Origin of the sequence: Sphingomonas sp. 1185 (assembly GCF_040544655.1) — a bacterium.
Taxonomy (GTDB): domain Bacteria; phylum Pseudomonadota; class Alphaproteobacteria; order Sphingomonadales; family Sphingomonadaceae; genus Sphingomonas.
In genome coordinates this window covers 167,315-185,812 of sequence record NZ_JBEPKL010000003.1, presented here as the reverse complement: position 1 = coordinate 185,812, position 18,498 = coordinate 167,315, and the positions used below count along the sequence as shown (strand labels likewise).

General features: G+C 66.4%; 11 protein-coding genes. 9 read left to right on the top strand and 2 right to left on the bottom strand.

Translation table 11 applies throughout. The features are described from left to right. The first annotated feature begins 22 nt into the window (after nt 1–22). From ABIC44_RS04275 to ABIC44_RS04255, 5 genes are all read left to right on the top strand, one after another. On the top strand, nt 23–955 hold the full coding sequence (locus ABIC44_RS04275; RefSeq protein WP_354293889.1) for an electron transfer flavoprotein subunit alpha/FixB family protein: 933 nt from the start codon (nt 23–25) through the stop codon (nt 953–955). Between the two features lie 20 nt (nt 956–975). Then, entirely contained in the window at nt 976–1,833 is an 858-nt protein-coding gene (gene purU / locus ABIC44_RS04270; RefSeq protein WP_354293887.1) for a formyltetrahydrofolate deformylase, read from the top strand. A 59-nt stretch (nt 1,834–1,892) separates the two neighbouring features. Then, on the top strand, nt 1,893–4,454 hold the full coding sequence (locus tag ABIC44_RS04265) for a GcvT family protein (protein WP_354293886.1): 2,562 nt from the start codon (nt 1,893–1,895) through the stop codon (nt 4,452–4,454). Between the two features lie 121 nt (nt 4,455–4,575). After that, the gene (locus ABIC44_RS04260) at nt 4,576–5,823 is read left to right on the top strand and encodes an aromatic ring-hydroxylating oxygenase subunit alpha (protein WP_354293885.1); all 1,248 of its coding nucleotides are present in this window, start codon (nt 4,576–4,578) and stop codon (nt 5,821–5,823) included. Continuing rightward, nucleotides 5,820–6,899, top strand: a complete 1,080-nt coding sequence (locus tag ABIC44_RS04255) for an FAD-binding oxidoreductase (RefSeq protein ID WP_354293883.1) — start codon at nt 5,820–5,822, stop codon at nt 6,897–6,899. The genes ABIC44_RS04260 and ABIC44_RS04255 overlap by 4 nt, the downstream gene beginning before the upstream one ends. A gap of 76 nt (nt 6,900–6,975) precedes the next feature. On the opposite strand, the gene ABIC44_RS04250 is transcribed toward ABIC44_RS04255, so the two are convergent. Together ABIC44_RS04250 and ABIC44_RS04245 are read right to left on the bottom strand one after the other, a co-directional pair. Beyond that, the gene (locus ABIC44_RS04250) at nt 6,976–8,013 is read right to left on the bottom strand and encodes a haloacid dehalogenase-like hydrolase (RefSeq protein ID WP_354293882.1); all 1,038 of its coding nucleotides are present in this window, start codon (nt 8,011–8,013) and stop codon (nt 6,976–6,978) included. Next, nucleotides 8,010–10,070 carry a phosphocholine-specific phospholipase C gene (locus ABIC44_RS04245; protein ID WP_354293880.1) on the bottom strand — a complete coding sequence of 687 codons (2,061 nt, stop codon included), beginning with the start codon at nt 10,068–10,070 and terminating at the stop codon, nt 8,010–8,012. The genes ABIC44_RS04250 and ABIC44_RS04245 overlap by 4 nt, the downstream gene beginning before the upstream one ends. 291 nt (nt 10,071–10,361) lie before the next feature. On the opposite strand from ABIC44_RS04245, the gene ABIC44_RS04240 reads away from it, so the two are divergent. The 4 genes from ABIC44_RS04240 (at nt 10,362) to betA (ending at nt 18,474) form a co-directional block, all read left to right on the top strand. Continuing rightward, nucleotides 10,362–12,776 carry a TonB-dependent receptor gene (locus tag ABIC44_RS04240; protein ID WP_354293879.1) on the top strand — a complete coding sequence of 805 codons (2,415 nt, stop codon included), beginning with the start codon at nt 10,362–10,364 and terminating at the stop codon, nt 12,774–12,776. Nucleotides 12,777–12,967: 191 nt separating this feature from the next. Next, nucleotides 12,968–14,623 (top strand): trimethylamine N-oxide permease, encoded by a 1,656-nt coding sequence (locus ABIC44_RS04235; RefSeq protein ID WP_354293877.1) that lies wholly within the window; start codon nt 12,968–12,970, stop codon nt 14,621–14,623. Between the two features lie 162 nt (nt 14,624–14,785). Continuing rightward, nucleotides 14,786–16,804, top strand: a complete 2,019-nt coding sequence (betB, locus tag ABIC44_RS04230) for a betaine-aldehyde dehydrogenase (RefSeq protein ID WP_354293875.1) — start codon at nt 14,786–14,788, stop codon at nt 16,802–16,804. Nucleotides 16,805–16,815: 11 nt separating this feature from the next. Further along, nucleotides 16,816–18,474: a choline dehydrogenase gene (gene betA / locus ABIC44_RS04225; RefSeq protein ID WP_354293874.1), complete on the top strand. Its 1,659-nt coding sequence runs from the start codon at nt 16,816–16,818 to the stop codon at nt 18,472–18,474. Nucleotides 18,475–18,498: the final 24 nt, after the last annotated feature.

Sequence of the window (18,498 nt, the reverse complement as noted above, 5' to 3'; positions counted from 1 at the left end):
CGCGAAGGGGGGAGCGAGAGAAATGTCCATTCTTCTATTGGCCGAACACGACAATTCGACCCTTTCGGAACTGACCGCGCGTGCGCTCACCGCCGCGTCGGCGATCGGGGGCGAGGTCGACCTGTTGGTGGCGGGCCTGGGTGCGCGGGATGTGGCGCTGGCCGCGTCCAGACTGGCCGGGGTGCGGCGCGTGCTGCTGGCCGAGGGGGCGGCGCTGGAACACCGGCTGGCCGAACCTACCGCCGCGCTGATCGTGTCGCTGGCCGGTGGCTATGACGCGATCGTCGCACCGGCGAGCAGCAACGGCAAGAGCATCCTGCCGCGCGTGGCCGCGCTGCTGGACGTCATGCAATTGTCGGAGATCGTGGCGGTCGTCGCGCCCGACACGTTCAAGCGGCCGGTCTATGCGGGCAATGCCGTTCAGACGGTGCGGTCGGCCGATCCGGTCAAGGTGGTGACGGTCCGCACGGCGGCCTTCGCGGCGGCGGCTTTCCAGGATGATCTTGCCGAGATCGTGACGGTCGACGTTCCGGACGCGCCCGGCCTGTCGACCTTTGTCGAAAATCACTTCGCCGCCAGCGAGCGTCCCGATCTGGCCGCCGCGCGGATCGTCGTGTCGGGCGGTCGCGCGCTGGGATCGGCGGAGAAGTTTCGCGAGACGATCCTGCCGCTCGCCGACCGGCTGGGGGCGGCGGTCGGCGCATCGCGCGCGGCGGTGGATGCGGGCTATGCGCCCAATGACTGGCAGGTCGGACAGACCGGCAAGGTCGTCGCGCCCGACCTCTATGTCGCCTGCGGCATCTCCGGCGCGATCCAGCATCTGGCCGGGATGAAGGATGCCAAGGTGATCGTCGCCATCAACAAGGACGAAGACGCGCCGATCTTCCAGGTCGCCGATTACGGCCTGGTCGGCGACCTGTTCGAGGTCCTGCCGGATCTCGAACGCCAGCTCTGAGCCCTAGCGAAAGCCTTTCCATGACCGAGAAGTCCTATGTCATACGGCTGGGTTGCAAGGACCAGCCGGGCATCGTGGCCGCCGTCACCACCGCGCTGGCGGGGCTGGGGGCCAATATCCTGGAATCGAACCAGTTCTGGGATCGGCAGGCGGATCATTTCTTCCTGCGGATCGCGGTGACGGTGAACGAGGCGGTGACGCGCGACGCGATCGAGGGGGTGCTGCACCCCGCCATCGCGCGGTTCGGCCTCGATCTGACGATCGTCGATGTCGCCGAGCGTCCGAAGATCATCGTCATGGTCTCGAAATTCGACCATGCGATGCATCACCTTCTGTACCAGATCAAGGTTCGCTGGCTGAACGCCGAAGTCGTGGCGATCGTCTCCAACCATGATGCGGCGCGCAGGGCGGCGGAGATCGAGGGCGTGCCCTTCCACCACTGGCCGGTCACGAAGGACAACAAGGCCGAGCAGGAAGCCAAGCTGCTCGCCCTGGTCGAGGAGACGGGGGCGGAACTGGTGGTGCTCGCCCGCTATATGCAGGTGCTGTCGAACGAGCTGTCCGAACGGCTCTATGGCCGGGTCATCAACATCCACCACTCGTTCCTGCCGAGCTTTAAGGGCGCCAAGCCCTATCACCAGGCGCATGAGCGCGGGGTCAAGCTGATCGGCGCGACCGCGCATTACGTCACGCCCGACCTGGACGAGGGGCCTATCATCGAACAGGAAACCGAGCGGGTCAGCCATATGATGACCAGCGAGGATTTCGTCGCGGCGGGTCGCGACATCGAGTCCCGCGTGCTGGCCCGCGCCGTCAAATATCATCTCGAAGGGCGGGTGATGCTCAACAGCCACCGCACCGTGGTGTTCGCGCCGTGAAGGCCGGGCGGATGCACGACATGATCCCCGCGACGACCCCGTACCGATAGGAGTAGAGAATGGCAGCGCTTCCCGAAAAGGCTCGTGTCGTGATCGTCGGCGTCGGCGGTATCGTCGGCGCATCGGTCGTCCATCATCTGGTCGAACGCGGCTGGGACGACATTGTCGGCATCGACAAGTCGGGCGTGCCGACCGATATCGGCTCGACCGCCCATGCCTCCGACTTCTGCTACGCGACCAGTCACGACTATCTGTCGACCTGGACGACGCTCTACTCGATCGATTTCTTCGAGAAGATGGGCCATTATTCGCGGATCGGCGGGCTGGAGGTCGCGCGGGTCGGCGACGATCAGCGGATGGACGAGATCCGTCGCAAGGTCGCATCGGGCAAGGCGTTCGGGACGCGCGCGGAGCTGGTCGATCCCGCGACGATCAAGGCGAAATTCCCGCTGATCGAGGAAAGCCTAGTGCAGGGCGGGCTGTGGGACCCGGATGCCGGTCTGGTCGTGCCCCGGTCGCAGACGGTGGCGGGCAAGCTGGTCGACCAGGCGGTCGCGGCGGGCAAGCTGACCGTTTTCGCCAACAACCAGGCGGAATCGCTGGTCATCGAGGATGGGCGGATCAAGGGCGTGGTGACGACGCGCGGGACGATCATGGCCGATCATGTCGTGGTCTGCACCGGCCTGTGGGGCCGCCTGATCGCCGAGATGGCGGGCGAGGACCTGCCGGTCTTCCCGGTCGACCACCCGCTGACCTTCTTCGGGCCGTACAAGGCGTTCGAGGGTACGGGGAAGGACATCGGCTATCCGCTGCTGCGCGATCAGGGCAATTCGGCCTATATGCGCGACACCGGCGATCCCCGCACGACCGAGGGCGGGCAGATCGAATGGGGTTATTATGAGGAGCACGCGCCCCGCCTCGTCCATCCGCGCGACCTGCTGGAGAAGGAGGAGGCGCGCCTCTCGCCGTCGCAGCGGGACCTGGAGATGGAGCAGGTGCTCGAACCGCTGGAGCGCGCGATCGAACTGACCCCGATCCTGGGCGAGCTGGGCTATAACGAGGGGCATTCGTTCAACGGCCTGCTCCAGACCACTACCGATGGCGGTCCGTCGATCGGCGAGAGCCAGAAGGTGCGCGGGCTGTGGTATGCGGTCGGTATCTGGGTGAAGGACGGCCCGGGCATGGGCAAGCTGGTCGCCGACTGGATGACTGACGGGCGCACCGCGATCGATCATGCCAGCATCGACTATGCGCGGTTCAACCCGTTCCAGCTGGAGGCCAAATTCATCGAGGAGCGCTGCCTCGAAACCGCCGCCAAGATCTACAATCCGCCGGTCCACCCGCGCGAGCCCTTTTCGGGCGGTCGCGGCATCCGCCGCTCGCCCTTCTGGGAGCGGGAGAAGGAACTCGGCGGCTATTTCATGGAACTGGGCGGCTGGGAACGCGCGCATGGCTATGCCGCGAACGAGCATCTGCTGGAGAAATATGCTGATCAGGTGCCGGTGCGCGAGAATGAGTGGGACAATCGCCATTTCTGGCGCGTGTCCAACGCCGAGCAGCTCGAGCTCAGCGCCGATTGCGGCCTGATCAACCTGTCGCACTTCCACATCACCGACATCGAGGGGCCGGATCACGTCGCGCTGATGGAATGGCTGTGCGCGGCGAAGGTGGGCGGCGATGCGACGATCGGGAAGGGGGTCTATACCCATTTCCTGGACGACGAGGGCAATGTCCGCGCCGACTTCACCGTCTTCCGCCTCGCCGATCGCTGCCGCCTGGTGAACGGCGCCGATGCGGGGCCGCGCGACGTCCATTATATGCGCCGCGTCGCGCAGGATCGCGGGCTGGACGTGACCGTCACCGACGTGACCGAGAAGTACGTCACCATCGGCATCTGGGGCCCGAACGCCCGCGTCAATCTCCAGAAGGTGGTGGAGGCCCCCGACGCGCTGTCGCTGGAGAATTTCCCCTTCGCCGCGATCCGCACCGTTCGCATCGCGGGCAGGGACGTGATGGCGTTCCGCATCTCCTATGTCGGCGAACAGGGGTGGGAGCTGCACATGGCCTATGAGGACGGACTGGCGGTTTGGGATGCGCTGCGCTCGACCGGCGTGATCGCGGTCGGCATCGAGACCTATGCCAATTCGCGGCGCATGGAGAAAAGCCTGCGCCTCCAGAATGCCGATCTGCTGACCCACTATAATCTGCTGGAAGCCGATCTGGCGCGCCCCAAGGCCAAGGAAGCCGACTTCCGCGGTAAGGCGAAGCATCTGGAACACCGCGCGCGCGCGCATCAGCCCGCCAAGCTGTGCACGCTGGTGATGACCGACAATGTCGATGCGAAGGGGGTGAAGCGCTATCCCGTCGGAATCCTGCCGGTGATCGACCCCGAGACGGGCGAAGTGCCGGTCGACGAACTGGGGCGGCGGTCCTACACCAGCTCGATCGCCTATGGCCCCTCGATCGGCAAGAACATCGCGCTGGCCTATCTGCCCTGGGCATTGTGCCAGGAGGGGCGCAAGCTGGAGGTCGAGTATTTCGGGGAGCGTTATCCGGTTGAGGTCGCCTCGGTCGGCTACCGCCCGCTCTACGACCCCGAAAACCGCAAGCCGAAAAGCTGACGTCAGCGACTATTAGCAAATGCCGGGTTGCTCATAAAATCAGCGTTGCGACAATGATCCCCGAAGCTCGCCCGTGTGATTCACGTCGGTCGGGACCACCCATGAGAAGAAGGATGGCAAGGTGAACGCCCGTAGCGAGATGCTGAACCTGATCCGGTCCCGCAAGGCGGGATATTCGCTGCCGCAGCCCTTCTATGTCGACCAGGATTTCTTCGACCTGGATCTGGAGCTGATCTGGTATCGCGACTGGCTGTTCGCCGGGCACGACTGCGAGCTGACCAAGCCGGGCAGCTATTTCACCATGCAGGTCGGCGCCTATCCGATCGTCGTGGTGCGCGATCGCGACGGCACGATCCGCGCTTTCCACAATAGCTGCCGCCATCGGGGCAGCCGGGTTTGCAATGCGGAGCGTGGCGTCGCCCCCAAGCTGGTATGCCCCTATCATCAATGGACCTATAATCTTGACGGTTCGCTGGCCTTCGCGCGCCAGATGGGCGAGGATTTCGACCGCAGCCAGCATTCGCTGAAGCCCGTCGCGTGCGAGAGTGTCGCGGGCTATATCTTCGTCTGCCTCGCGGCCGAGCCGCCCGCCTTCGCGCCCTTCAGCGACCTGATGCGCCCCTATTTCGCGCCACATAACCTCGCCGATGCGAAGATCGCCTTTCAGTCGACCATCGTCGAGAAGGGCAATTGGAAGCTGGTGTGGGAGAATAACCGCGAATGCTATCACTGCGCGGGCAGTCATCCCGAATTGTGCAAGACCTATTCGGAATCGCCGAACGTCACCGGCGTCGCTGGCGGTGGCGAGGACCCGGAGATGGCCGACCATTGGGCGCGGTGCGAGGCGGCGGGGCTGCCCGCGCAATTCCGCATGCATGACAGCGGCCAGTTTCGCGCGATCCGTGCGCCGCTGCTGCGCGATGCCGAAAGCTATACGATGAATGGCGAGCGGGCGGTCGCGCGCGGGCTGTCGGACGGGGTCGCGGCCGAGCGCATCGGCGCACTGATGCTGTTCAACTATCCCACGACCTGGAACCATGTCCTGATCGACCATGCCGTGACCTTCCGCGTCATGCCGATCGGTCCGAACGAGACGGCGGTGACGACCAAATGGCTGGTCCACAAGGATGCGGTGGAGGGCGTCGACTATGACCTCGACCAGCTGACCCATGTCTGGACGCAGACCAACGACCAGGATCGCCGCATCGTCGAGGAGAATGCGCTGGGCATCCGCTCGCCCGCCTATGAACCGGGGCCCTATTCGCCCTTGCAGGAAGGCGGCGTGATCCAGTTCGTCGACTGGTATGCGCGCTCGGTCGAGGAACGGCTGGGCGGGGCCGGGCGGGGCCATGTCCGGCGCGTGGCATGATTGCGGGGGCGCATCTGCATCTCGATGACATGGGCGTGTGGAACGACCGGCTCCACCAACTGGAGGTGATCGGCGTCCATGCCGAAACCCCGACGGTCCGGACCTTCGTCTTCCGCGCCGATCCCGGCATCTGGTTCCGCTATCGTCCGGGCCAGTTCGTGACGCTGGAACTCCCGATCGAGGGTGGGCCGCTGCTGCGCACCTATACCCTGTCGTCCTCGCCATCGCGCCCCCTGTCGGTAGCGGTGACCGTCAAGGCACAGGCGGAGAGCATCGGCACGCGATGGATGTTCGATCATCTGCGCGTCGGCATGCGGCTGCGCGCTTATGGTCCGACCGGGCATTTCACCCATGTCGCCCATCCGGCGTCGCGCTATCTGTTCGTGTCGGCGGGATCGGGCATCACCCCGATGATGGCGATGCTCCGCTGGATCGCCGATGTCGCGCCGGACAGCGACGTGGCCTTCGTCACCGTTGCGCGCAGTCCCGACGAACTGATCTTCCGGCACGAACTCGAACTGCTCGACCGGCAGATGCCGAAGCTGGCGCTGAGCATGATCGTGCGCGACACGCCGCCGGGCGTAGCCTGGACGGGGCATCGCGGCCGTCTGGACGCCACGCGGCTGCCCATCCTCGTGCCCGACATGCTGACGCGCGAGGTGTTCTGCTGCGGCCCCGATGGATTCATGGGCGCCGTGAGAGGCATCCTCGCCGATGCGGGCCATGACATGGCGCGCTATCATCAGGAGAGTTTCGGGGATTTGCCGGTAGCGACCCGCGAGGCACCCGCCGAGCAGGCCGCGCCGGGCGCCGATGCGGCGACGATCCGGTTCCTGGAATCCGACGTCGCAGCGGTCGCGCCCGCTGGCCAGACCATCCTCGAAATCGCCCGCTCGGTCGGCGTGCGCATCCCGGCCGCCTGTGAGTCCGGGCTTTGCGGCACCTGCAAGATCAGCCTGACCGCCGGAGCGGTCGACATGAACCACAATGGCGGCATCCTCGACGAAGACATAGCGGACGGATACATCCTCGCCTGTTGCTCCGTTCCGCGCGGCGATGTGCAGGTGGGGGCCTAGCCGCCCCGCTGATCCTGCCCCCCCATCACGACGCATCCGCCCGCAGGCTTTCCGGGCACTGCGGGCGGAGCGGTGTTCAATCGCCGCGGGCGAGATCGCTCTGGAAGGGGGAGATCCAGTGCTGGTCGAATGCCCCCGTGCCGCTTTCGCGCCCATGCGACCCATCGGCCATGAAATGGCGGCGCGCGAGCAGGGCGGCATTGGGCGTCGCACGACGTTCCACCCAGATCCGCAATCCGTCGGCATAGAACAGCATCGGCCAGTCGCTGGCGCTGTCCCCGGCGGCGAGCAGCGGATGGCGCACCGGGTCGATATAGGTCCGGATCGCCGCGACCTTGCCCTCATGCCAGGTCAGCGGCGCCCAGAGCGTCGGGGTGAGGACCATGTCGGCGTGATGCTGGGCGGAATAGACGCCGTCGAGAAAATGCCCCTTGGCGATCTGTTGCCGGGCGGTCGTCACCGCCCCGGTTTCCGGATCGCGCAGCAGCATGGTGACGCCGATCACCCGGTCCGGCGGCACGTCCAGTCCATAGCGCGGATCGGAGACGACCATCCGCACCAGCTCCTCGAGCGAGGCGGTGACGACATAGATCCGCACGCCCCGCGCGCGCAGGGCGGCGAGCAGCTGGCGCTGCCCCGGCATGATGCGGGGCGGCATGACCGTGCCCGCAACCTCGCGATCACCGACCCGGTAGCGGACCGGGATCGGTCGCCCGTCGGCGATCATCGCGTCGACCTGCTGCTTCAACAGCTTTAGCGACAGACCCGAGAAAGCCTGGGCGATCCAGGGGTAGCATAGATTGTCATCGACCTCGCACAGCCGATGATAATAGCCATACAGGCTTTCCCCCGGCAGCATCGGCACCGGCTTCAGCATGGGATCGAGGCGGTCCGCATGCAGGAACCCATGGTTTTCCAGCCATGGCAGCAACGACTCCTCGAGGTCGCTGACCCACAGCGTATTGTCGGCGTCGAAGGTCGCATAGTCGCCGGGTTGGGCGTGCGACAGCGTCGTATCGATCGCGGCCCGCTCGGCCGGTGTCCAGTTGGCGAGCGGATCGGGGGCGGCGCCGACCAGGGCGATGGATGCCAGTGCCATGACGAGCCGCTTCATGCCGACGCTCCCGTCCGGATCGCGGGATCGCTGCGGCTGGGGCGTCCGGTCTCGACATGACCGGCGAAGCGGCGGGCCCATGTCGTGCCCGCTATCGCGACCGTCAGGTCGTACCAATGGTCGTTCCCCGCCACGTCATAGTCGATGGTCCGGGTCGCGCCGGGCGCCATCCGCCATGTCTGTTCGGGATGGCCGGTGCCGGCAGGGGGTGTCACCGCGACCCGGATGGGCGCGGTGCCGTGATGCGTGATCGTCAGCATGATCCTGTCACCTCTCTCAGCCAGGGACGCGTGCAGCCCCGGCGGTCCGTCCATCGTCCCGGAAAGCGCGCGCAGGAAACCATTTGGTCCGTGGATTTCCAGTCGATAGCCGCCGTGCGCGGGAAGGCCGTGCGGCGTGTCCGACATGGTCGTACCGGGCAGGACGGTGTAGTGCCATGGCCCCGCCATTCCCATCACGTCGTACACCGCGAAGACGGCGGCGGCGGTCCCGGTGTTGGCGAAGCGCAGCGCCAGGCCCGGCGCCGTCGCTTCGTCAACCGTCAGCCGATAGGGCAATGGCCGCGCCGGACGGCCTCCCGGCTCCTGCACGGGCGGATCGCCGACGGTGCCGGGCACGGGATCGGGCAGGCGGGCCTGACGGGAGAGCCGGGCCGCGGCATCGCGCGTCGATGGCAAGGCATGCAGCGCCGACGCATCGGGGTCATCGAAGTCGAACATGCTCGTCAGGTCGCCCGTGACCGCACGCCGCCACGGGCTGATATTGGGTTCCATGACGCCGAACCGCCGCTCCAGGAAACGCAGGACGGACGTGTGGTCGAAGACCTGGCTGTTCACCCATCCGCCACGCGTCCATGGCGATACCACGATCAGGGGGACGCGAACGCCCAGTCCGACCGGCTGCCCGCGATAGCTCTCGCCCGCCACATCGATCCCCGACCGCCCGGCTGCCGGGGTCAGCGCCGGGAGCGGCCCCGGCATATGATCGAAAAAGCCGTCATTCTCGTCATAGGTGATGATCAGCGCGGTCCTCGCCCAGACCGCCGGGTTCGCGGTCAGCGCATCGATCACCCGCGACACCAGCGACTCGCCCAGTGCCGGTGGGGCCTCGGGATGTTCCGAATAACGCTGGGGAGCGACGATCCAGGATACCTGGGGCAAGGCTCCGGCGGTCACATCGGCGGCAAAGGCGTCGACCAGATGCTGGGCCGTGGTCTCCGCCGCGTTCGCCGCCGTTGAGCTTGGCACGATCGCCCGGCCGCGCCGATACAGTTCGTCCTGCGGAGAAAGGCCCCGGAACGCCGCGAAATAGGCGAGGCTGTTGTCGCCGTAATTGTCATGCTCCTGGTACAGCTTCCACCGGATGCCAGCCCGCTGCAACCGCTCGGCATAGGTGGTCCAGCGCGCGCCGGGAAAGTCGGGGCGGTCGCGGGCGGCGTCGCCGGTCCAGTTGCCGTCATCGGCATTGTCGATCGCCTGCGGACCGGGATCGCCGACGGTCAGGCCGCTGGTTCCCGTGAACAGATACATGCGATTTGGGTTCGTCGGGCCGTGAAGCGAGGCGTAATAGGCATCGCCGATCGTGAACGCATCGGCCAGCGCATAGTAAAAGGGTATGTCGGCGCGACGGAAATAGCCCATCGTCATGGGCGTCTTGTGCCGCACCCAGCAGTCATAGGCGGCCCATTCGGCGCTGTCCGATTTCCAGCTGTGATCCAGGCTCTTCAGCAGTTGGCCCCGCGTGCGCGACGTGTCGAGGTGAAAGGGCGGGACGGTGCTAAGACCGTCGGCGCCCGGCTGGTGGAAGACGCTGCGCCCGGACCGCAGCGTCAGCGGCCTCGGATCGCCGAACCCGCGCACGCCCGACAGGGTGCCGAAATAATGATCGAAGGACCGGTTCTCCTGCATCAGGATCACGACATGGTCGACATCGGCGATCGTCCCGCTTCGGCGATCGGCGGGCAGCGCGAGCGCCCGCGCGATGGACGGCGGCATCGCGCACGCTGCGGCAGCGCCCGCCATCGAGGACAGGAAATGACGGCGACTGTGCTGATCCATGTCGGCCTCCAAGCGCGGCCGGACCTGTCGGTCCCGACCCGCGATCGCTCCATTGAATAAACAATCAAGGAATGCCGGACAAGATCATTCTGGCCCTGTGCAATGCCCTGCTCCCGGCATCGCACCTTGCCCGGCCGTAGGGGTATAGCGGCCATAACGTCCGCTAATATGCCCCATGGAAGATGCTGATCGCCCATTCAACGCTCGTGAAAGCATCTTGCAAAAATTTGTGCGGATGCGAACAATTGAATGCCGAATCGGGCCGTCGCGGAACATTTTGGGGGGTGTGGGATGACTAAGATCGTTGCCTATCTGCTTGCGGGAACGGGCATGCTCACAATGGCCGTTGCGGCCCAGGCACAGGATGCCGCCAAGGCGCCGAAGCCGGCCACCGGCGCGCAGGGCAATTCGGGCGATGCCGAGGCCGCCCATGGCGACATCGTCGTGCTGGGCTTTGGCCAGGCGCGCCAGGTGCAGACGGTCGCGGCCATCGATATGGAGCGGCTCACCCCCGGCACGTCGCCGCTCAAGGCGATCGCCAAGCTGCCGGGCGTCAATTTCCAGTCGGCCGATGCGTTCGGTGCCTATGAATGGTCGACGCGGATCAGCTTGCGCGGGTTCAACCAGAACCAGCTCGGCTTCACGCTCGACGGCGTGCCGCTCGGCGACATGAGCTATGGCAATGTCAACGGCCTGCACATCAGCCGCGCGATCATCTCCGACAACCTCGCCAGCACGACCGTCGCGCAAGGAGCGGGCGCGCTCGGGACGGCGTCGACCAGCAACCTGGGCGGCACGCTGCAATTCGTCAGCCGCAAGCCGTCCGACACGTTCGACATCGTCGGGTCGGGCACCTATGGCAGCAACAATACCTGGCGCGGTTTCGCGCGGCTCGACACCGGCGATCTGGGCGGCGGGGTCAAGGGCTATCTCAGCTACGCCTATCTCACCACCGACAAGTGGAAGGGGTTCGGCCGCCAGCGCCAGCAGCAGGTCAATGCCAAGCTGATGAAGGATATGGGTGCGCGCGGCAGCATCACGGCCTTTGTCGATTATTCCGACCGGCGCGAGAATGATTATCAGGACTTGAGCTATGACATCATCCGGCGTCGGGGGCTGAACAACGACAATATCACCGACAATTATTCGCTCGCGCTACAGATCGCGCGCGTCTACCAGAACCAGACCGCGCTCGCGAGCTATCAGAAGGCGAATAACGGCTCGTCGGCGGGCTTCGTCGCGCCCTGGACGGGGGCGGGTCTCACCTATCCCAGCGGGTTCGGGACGCCCGACGATGCCTATTATAATGCGGCCGGTCTGCGCCGCGACGTGCTGGGGGGCGTGACCTTCGACGGCAAGCTGACCGATGAACTGTCGATCGTCTCGACCAGCTATTATCATTACAATAAGGGGCAGGGGTCGTGGATCACCCCCTATTCGGCGACGCCCGCCGGTGCGCTGGGACCGGATGGAACGCCCCTGGCCGCGTCCTCGACATCGACCACGGGGCTCGCCTCGCCGCTGGGCTTTCGGGTCACCGAATATAGCATCAGCCGCGGGGGCAATCTGACCAACCTGTTCTACGAGACCGGCGCGAACCGCTTCGAGGTCGGCGCCTGGTATGAGAGCAACAGCTTTACCCAGGCGCGCCGCTTCTATGGCATGAACGACGGGACCAGTCCGAACCGCAACGCGCTCGAATTCCAATCGAACCCGTATCGGACGCAATGGTACGGCAAATACGACACCGAGACCCTGCAATATCACGTCGCCGACACGCTGACCCTCGGCAATCTGACGCTGAACGGCGGATGGAAGGGGATGCGCGTCAAGAACCAGGCGAACCTGCTGGTCGGCAGCCTGGTGAACGGCCGGATCAAGGCCGAGGACTGGTTCCTGCCGCAGGTCGGTGCGGTCTATCATGTGAGCGAGGCAGCCGAACTCTTCGCGAGCTATACCGAGAATATGCGCGCCTTCGTCTCCTCGGCGACGACCGGCCCGTTCGCGACGACCCAGGCGGGCTTCAACGGCATCCGCTCGACCCTGAAGCCGGAGACGTCGAAGACGATCGAGGGCGGCGGGCGACTGCGCAGCGGCGGGCTGCAATTGTCGGCGGTGGGCTATTTCATCGACTTCTCGAACCGGCTGCTCAGCTTCGCCAACGGGTCGGGCATTCAGGGCAATCCGCCCACGCTGAACAATGCGGGCAGCGTGCACAGCTATGGTGCGGAAGTGTCCGCCTTCTATCGCATCGTCCGGCCGCTCAGCCTGTTCGCCAGCTATTCCTATAATCACGCCACCTATCAGGACGATGTGAAGAACGCCGCCGGTACCGTGCTGACCGCGACCGCCGGGAAGACGGTGGTCGATACGCCGGAGCATATGGTCAAGGGCGAGGTGGTCTATGACGACGGCCATGTCTTTGCCCGTGCGGGTGCGGATTATCTGTCGAAACGCTATTTCACCTATCTGAACGACCAGTCGGTGCCGGGTCGCGTGCTGGTCGATGCCAGCATCGGCTATCGCTTCGGCGAGGATGCGGGAGCGCTCCACGGCGTCGCGATCGAGGGCAGCGTGACCAACCTGACCGACAAGCGATACATCTCGACCGTCGGCACCAATGGCTTCACCGCCAGCGGCGACAACCAGACCCTGCTCGCCGGCGCGCCCCGCCAGTGGTTCGTCACGCTTCGGCGCGGCTTCTGATGCGGGTCGCGGCGATATCCGGTCGCCGCGACCCCTTCCCGCCTGCTCTCGATGGCCCCTGTGCCGCTGCCACATGGCGGGCGACGGCGCGTGTGTGGGTCCTGTCGGCGGCAGCGGGGCGATGGCAGGGCGGCGGCTGATCCGCCCGGCGAGACGACGATCGACCCGTTGACGAACAAGGGGGGGGCGAAATGGCGGACGATGTGGTGATGGCGACACGCTGGGACGGGGAAGCGAACGTCGGCGTCCGGCCCAGGGCGCCGGGCGCGTGCCTCCCGACGCTGCAACGGGCGCTCGACTGGCGCGGGGCATTCTGGGCGATCAGCGGGGTGCCCGCCGGGGTGCTGCTGACCATGGGGGGCGTCGCGACGGTGGTCGGCCAGGCATCCTGGGCGGTCTGGATCCTGTCGGTGCTGATCGGCCTCCTGCAATGTTTCGTCTATGCCGAGATTGCGGGCCTGTATCCCGACAAGTCCGGCGGGGCATCGGTCTATGGCGCGGCGGCCTGGATCGGGTACAGCAAGTTCGTCGCGCCGATTTCCGTATGGTGCAACTGGCTGGCCTGGTCGCCGGTGCTGGCGCTGGGTACGGGGCTGGCGGCTGGCTATGTCCTGACCAGCCTGTTTCCGGCGGGGGCGGCGATCAACACATGGCATCTGACGCTGCTGGACCTGGGCGCGATCCGGCCCGGACTGACGCTGCGGATCAACGCCGTCGCTATCATCGGCGCCGCTTTCCTGCTGATGACCTTCCTGTTGCAGCATCAGGGTGCGGCGCGGGCGGCGCGAACGCAGAAGGTGCTGGCGCTCGCCTGCCTCTGCCCGCTTGCGCTCATCGGCCTGGTGCCGATCGTCACGGGCGATCTGCCCTCCGCGAACCTGTTCCCGCTCGTCCCCATCGTCCGCGATGCGGCGGGGCATATCGGCTTTGGCAGTTGGAATGCCGCGGGGCTGACGGTGCTGGCGGCGGGGCTGTTCGGGGCGGGCTGGTCGACCTACGGCTTCGAGGGCGCGGTCTGCTATGTGCGGGAGTTCCGGGACCCGGCGCGCGACACGTACAAGGCGATCTTCTCGGCGGGATTGATGTGCCTGGCGATCTTCACCCTGGTGCCGCTGGCGTTCCAGGCGTCGCTGGGCCTGCGCGGACTGATGGATCCCGCCATCTATGACGGGACGGGCGTGGCGCTGGCGCTGGCGAGCATCGTGAAGGGCGGCGTGATCGTCACGAACCTGTTCGTCGCGATGTTCATCCTGGCGCTGCTGCTGATCGTCATGTCGTCGATGATGGGGTCGTCGCGCACCTTATATCAGGCATCGGTCGATGGCTGGCTGCCACGCTATCTGTCGCGGGTGAACCGCCACGGCGCGCCGACGGCGGCGATGTGGACGGACCTGGGCTTCAACCTGATCCTGCTGATGATGTCGGACTATTTCATGGTCCTGATGGTGTCCAACGTCTGCTACATGATCTTCATCTTCCTCAATCTTCAGGCGGGGTGGATCCACCGCATCGATCGTCCGCACTGGTCGCGTCCGTTCCGCGCGCCGAACTGGCTGATCGCGGTCGGCGCGATGCTGGGGTTCGTCAATCTGGCGCTGCTGGGCGCCGGGGCGGAAGTGTGGGGTCCCGGCACGCTGCGCAACGGACTGGTCGCCGCCGCGATGATCCTGCCGGTGTTCGTGTTTCGCCATTATGTCCAGGACGGGGGCCGGTTCCCGGCGGCGGCGCGCGCCGATGGCGCGCGGCCGGCCGATCCGCCGCGTGCGGGGATACGCCCCTATGCGGCGCTGGCCCTGGCCGCAGCGATCATCGCGGCCGCCCATCATTTCTCGGTGCTTCCGGGGTGAGGGGGAAGCCGTCGCGGCCTTGGCCCCTGCGAATCGATCGCAGGCGTTGACAGCGATTGACCAAGCGTTCAACGAATAGGCTGGTCGCCTTGGTCGGAAACACCATACAACTCCAGGCATCGTGATTTCCGTGCCTTGCTCAATTGAACGAGTCTTCAGAACATGGTCATTGCCCGTTCTTCGCCGATCGCCGACGATGGTCGCGCCCGCCAGCTGGTCGAGATGACGATCGACAGCCTGGCCGAACTGGGGTTCGTCGGAACCACCCTCGTCCAGATCGCCGGGCGCGCGGGCGTGTCGCCAGGGCTCGTCGCCCATTATTTCGGCGACAAGGAAGGCCTGCTCGAAGCGGTGTTCCGGGCGCTGACCACGCGCCTCGGGGCCCGGCTCCGGCTACGGCTGGCGCAGGCGGAGGGCCCGCGCGAGCGGCTTCAGGCGGTGATCGACACCAACCTGGCGCCCGAAGAACTCGACGGAGCGACCAGCAAGGTCTGGTTGGCCTTTTGGGGGCATGTCCGCCACCAGCCCCGCCTGTTCCGTATCCAGCGCGTGTATCAGCGGCGGATGCTGTCCAACCTGCGCCATCCGCTCCGCGCGCTGGTGTCGGCCGAGGAGGCGCCCGCGCTGGCCGCGACCATCGCGGCGATGATCGACGGGGTGTGGCTTCGCGGGGCCCTGTCGGAGTGGAGCGAGATCGACGGCGATAGCGCGTGCGCGCTGATCGGGTCGTTCGTCGACAGCCGCCTGGCCGCCATACCGGCCGCTCCGCCGCCGCGCCGCGAGATCGTGCCGTGCAATCCCGCGACCGGCGAGGTGCTGGCCCGGATCGCGGTGACGGACAAGGGCGGCCTCGACGCCGCCGTCGCGCGCGCCCGTGCCGCACAGCCCGCCTGGGCGGCGCTCGCCCCGCGCGATCGCGGTCGCATCCTGCACCGGGCCGCCAATCTCCTGCGCGAACGCAATCTGGAACTGGCGCGGATCGAAACGCTCAACACCGGCAAGCCGGTCCAGGAAACCGAGGCGGTGGACGTGCTGTCCGGCGCGGATTGCCTGGAATATTATGCGGGCGTCGCCGCGACCGTGGCGGGACAGCATCTCGACCTGGGGGCCGAGGCGTTCGGCTATACCCGGCGCGAGCCGCTGGGCGTGGTGGCCGGGATCGGCGCATGGAACTATCCGTTGCAGATCGCCTGCTGGAAAGCGGCGCCCGCGCTGGCCTGCGGCAATGCGATGATCTTCAAGCCCGCCGAACAGACGCCGCTGACCGCCTCCGCGCTGGAGGAGGTCTTCCGGGACGCCGGGCTGCCCGACGGCATTTTCCAGGTCGTGCAGGGCTATGGGCCGCTCGGCCGCGCGCTGGTGACGCATAGGGACATCGCCAAGGTATCGCTGACCGGATCGGTGCCCACGGGCCGTGCGGTGATGGCGGCCGCCGCGCCGGGGCTGAAGGCGGTGACGCTGGAGTTGGGCGGCAAGTCGCCGCTGATCGTGTTCGAGGATGCCGCGCTCGACAATGCGGTGTCGGGCGCCATGCTCGCCAATTTCTATTCGACGGGGCAGGTTTGCTCCAACGGCACGCGCGTCTTCGTGCATCGGTCGGTGCTGAACGCCTTTCTGGAACGCCTCGCGGCGCGTACCGCCCGCCTGGTCGTCGGCGACCCGCTCGATCCCGCGACGCAGATCGGCCCGCTGGTGACGGAAACCCAGATGAACATCGTTCTCGGCCATATCGAGCGCGCCAGGCGCGAGGGCGTGCGGTTGCTGACGGGCGGCAAGCGCCTGACCGAAGGCGATCTCGCGCGCGGGTGGTTCGTCGCCCCGACGATCTTCGTCGCGGAGGACGACCGCGCCTCCATCGTGCGGGACGAGGTGTTCGGCCCGGTCATGACGGTGCTGCCGTTCGATGACGAGGAAGAGGTGATCGCGCGCGCCAATGCGACCGAGTTCGGACTGGCGGCGGGCGTCTTCACCGCCGACATCACGCGGGCGCACCGCGTGATCGCACGGTTGGAGGCCGGGACGTGCTGGATCAACCAGTATAACGTCACGCCGATCGAGCTGCCCTTCGGCGGCTACAAGGCGTCGGGCCTGGGCCGCGAGAACGGTCTGGCCGCGATCGAACATTATACCCGTCTGAAGAGCGTCTATGTCGCGATGACCGACATCGACTGCCCCTATTGAGCGGATCTGCGATGACCGACAGCTTCGATTACATCATCGTCGGCGCGGGCTCGGCCGGGTGCGTGCTGGCCGCGCGGCTGACCGAGGGGGGGCGCCATTCGGTGCTGGTGCTGGAACAGGGCGGGTCCGACCGCTCGGTCTTCATCCAGATGCCCAGCGCGCTGTCGATCCCGATGAACATGGCGCGGTACAATTGGCGCTATGAGACGGAGCCCGAGCCGCATCTGGACGGACGACGGCTGCATACCCCGCGCGGGAAGGTGCTGGGCGGATCGTCCTCGATCAACGGCATGGTCTATGTGCGCGGCAACCCGGCGGATTTCGACCGATGGGAGGCGGAGGGCGCGACGGGCTGGGGCTATCGCGATGTCCTGCCCTATTTCCGGCGCGCGGAGACGCGGGAGGAGGGCGGCGATGCGTGGCGCGGCGATTCCGGGCCGCTCCATACCAGCTATGGCCGCCTGGCCAATCCGCTGTACCGGGCCTTTATCGATGCGGCGCGCGAGGCGGGCTATCCCGAGACCGCCGACATCAACGGTCGTCAGCAGGAAGGGTTCGGGCGGATGGACATGACCGTCCATCGCGGACGGCGCTGGAGCGCGGCCAATGCCTATCTGAAGCCCGCCATGCGCCGCCCGAACCTGACGGTCGTGACCCATGCGCTGGCGACCCGCATCGTTCTGGAAGGGCGTCGGGCGACCGGGATCGTCTATCGTCGGGGCGGGGTGGAAACGACGGTCCATGCCCGGCGGGAGGTGATCCTGGCGGGCGGGCCGATCAATTCGCCGCAACTGCTGAAGCTGTCGGGCATCGGTCCGGCGGCGGAACTGGCATCGCACGGCATCTCCCCGGTCCACGACCTGCCCGGCGTGGGCGAGAATTTGCAGGACCATCTGGAATTCTATTTCCAGATCGAATCGAAGCAGCCGATCACCTTGTACCCTGCGATGAATCCGCTGCGAAAGGCGCTGATCGGCGCGCAATGGCTGCTCGGCAAGAAGGGCCTCGGCGCGACCAATCATTTCGAGAGCTGCGGCTTCATCCGCAGCCGTGCGGGCATCGCCTATCCCGATATCCAATATCATTTCCTGCCGCTGGCGGTCAGCTATGACGGATCGTCGCTGGCGACCGGCCATGGGTTCCAGGCGCATGTCGGACCGATGCGGTCGAAGAGCCGCGGCCATGTCCGCCTGCGCAGCGCCGATCCGGCGGAGAAGCCTTCGATCCGCTTCAACTATATGAGCCACCCGGATGACTGGGTGGAGATGCGGGCCTGTGTCCGGCTCACCCGCGAGATTTTCGCACAGCCGGCGATGGCGCCGTTCGCGGGGCGAGAGATCCAGCCCGGCGCGGCGGTCATGGATGACGAGGCGATCGACGCATTCGTCCGCAGCCATGTCGAAAGCGCCTATCATCCCTCGTGCAGCTGCGCGATGGGCGCGGCGTCCGATCCCATGGCGGTGGTCGACCCGGCGCTGCGGGTGCACGGGGTCGAGGGGCTGCGGGTGGTCGATTCCTCGGTGATGCCGTCGATCACGACCGGCAATCTCAACGCGCCGACGATCATGATCGGCGAAAAGGCGGCCGATCATATCCTGGGCCGCCCGATGCTGCCCTCCTCGAACGCGGACTATTACCGCGCCGAGGGGTGGGAGACCCGACAGCGATAGGCGGCGGCGAGGCAGCCGGTGCCG

Excerpts from the sequence above, each read along its gene's own strand:
- ABIC44_RS04275 (WP_354293889.1), top strand. The coding sequence starts at position 23 with ATGTCCATTCTTCTATTGGCCGAACACGACAATTCGACCCTTTCGGAA.
- purU (WP_354293887.1), top strand. The coding sequence starts at position 976 with ATGACCGAGAAGTCCTATGTCATACGGCTGGGTTGCAAGGACCAGCCG.
- ABIC44_RS04265 (WP_354293886.1), top strand. The coding sequence starts at position 1,893 with ATGGCAGCGCTTCCCGAAAAGGCTCGTGTCGTGATCGTCGGCGTCGGC.
- ABIC44_RS04255 (WP_354293883.1), top strand. The coding sequence starts at position 5,820 with ATGATTGCGGGGGCGCATCTGCATCTCGATGACATGGGCGTGTGGAAC.
- ABIC44_RS04250 (WP_354293882.1), bottom strand. The coding sequence starts at position 8,013 with ATGAAGCGGCTCGTCATGGCACTGGCATCCATCGCCCTGGTCGGCGCC.
- ABIC44_RS04245 (WP_354293880.1), bottom strand. The coding sequence starts at position 10,070 with ATGGATCAGCACAGTCGCCGTCATTTCCTGTCCTCGATGGCGGGCGCT.
- ABIC44_RS04240 (WP_354293879.1), top strand. The coding sequence starts at position 10,362 with ATGACTAAGATCGTTGCCTATCTGCTTGCGGGAACGGGCATGCTCACA.
- ABIC44_RS04235 (WP_354293877.1), top strand. The coding sequence starts at position 12,968 with ATGGCGGACGATGTGGTGATGGCGACACGCTGGGACGGGGAAGCGAAC.
- betB (WP_354293875.1), top strand. The coding sequence starts at position 14,786 with ATGGTCATTGCCCGTTCTTCGCCGATCGCCGACGATGGTCGCGCCCGC.
- betA (WP_354293874.1), top strand. The coding sequence starts at position 16,816 with ATGACCGACAGCTTCGATTACATCATCGTCGGCGCGGGCTCGGCCGGG.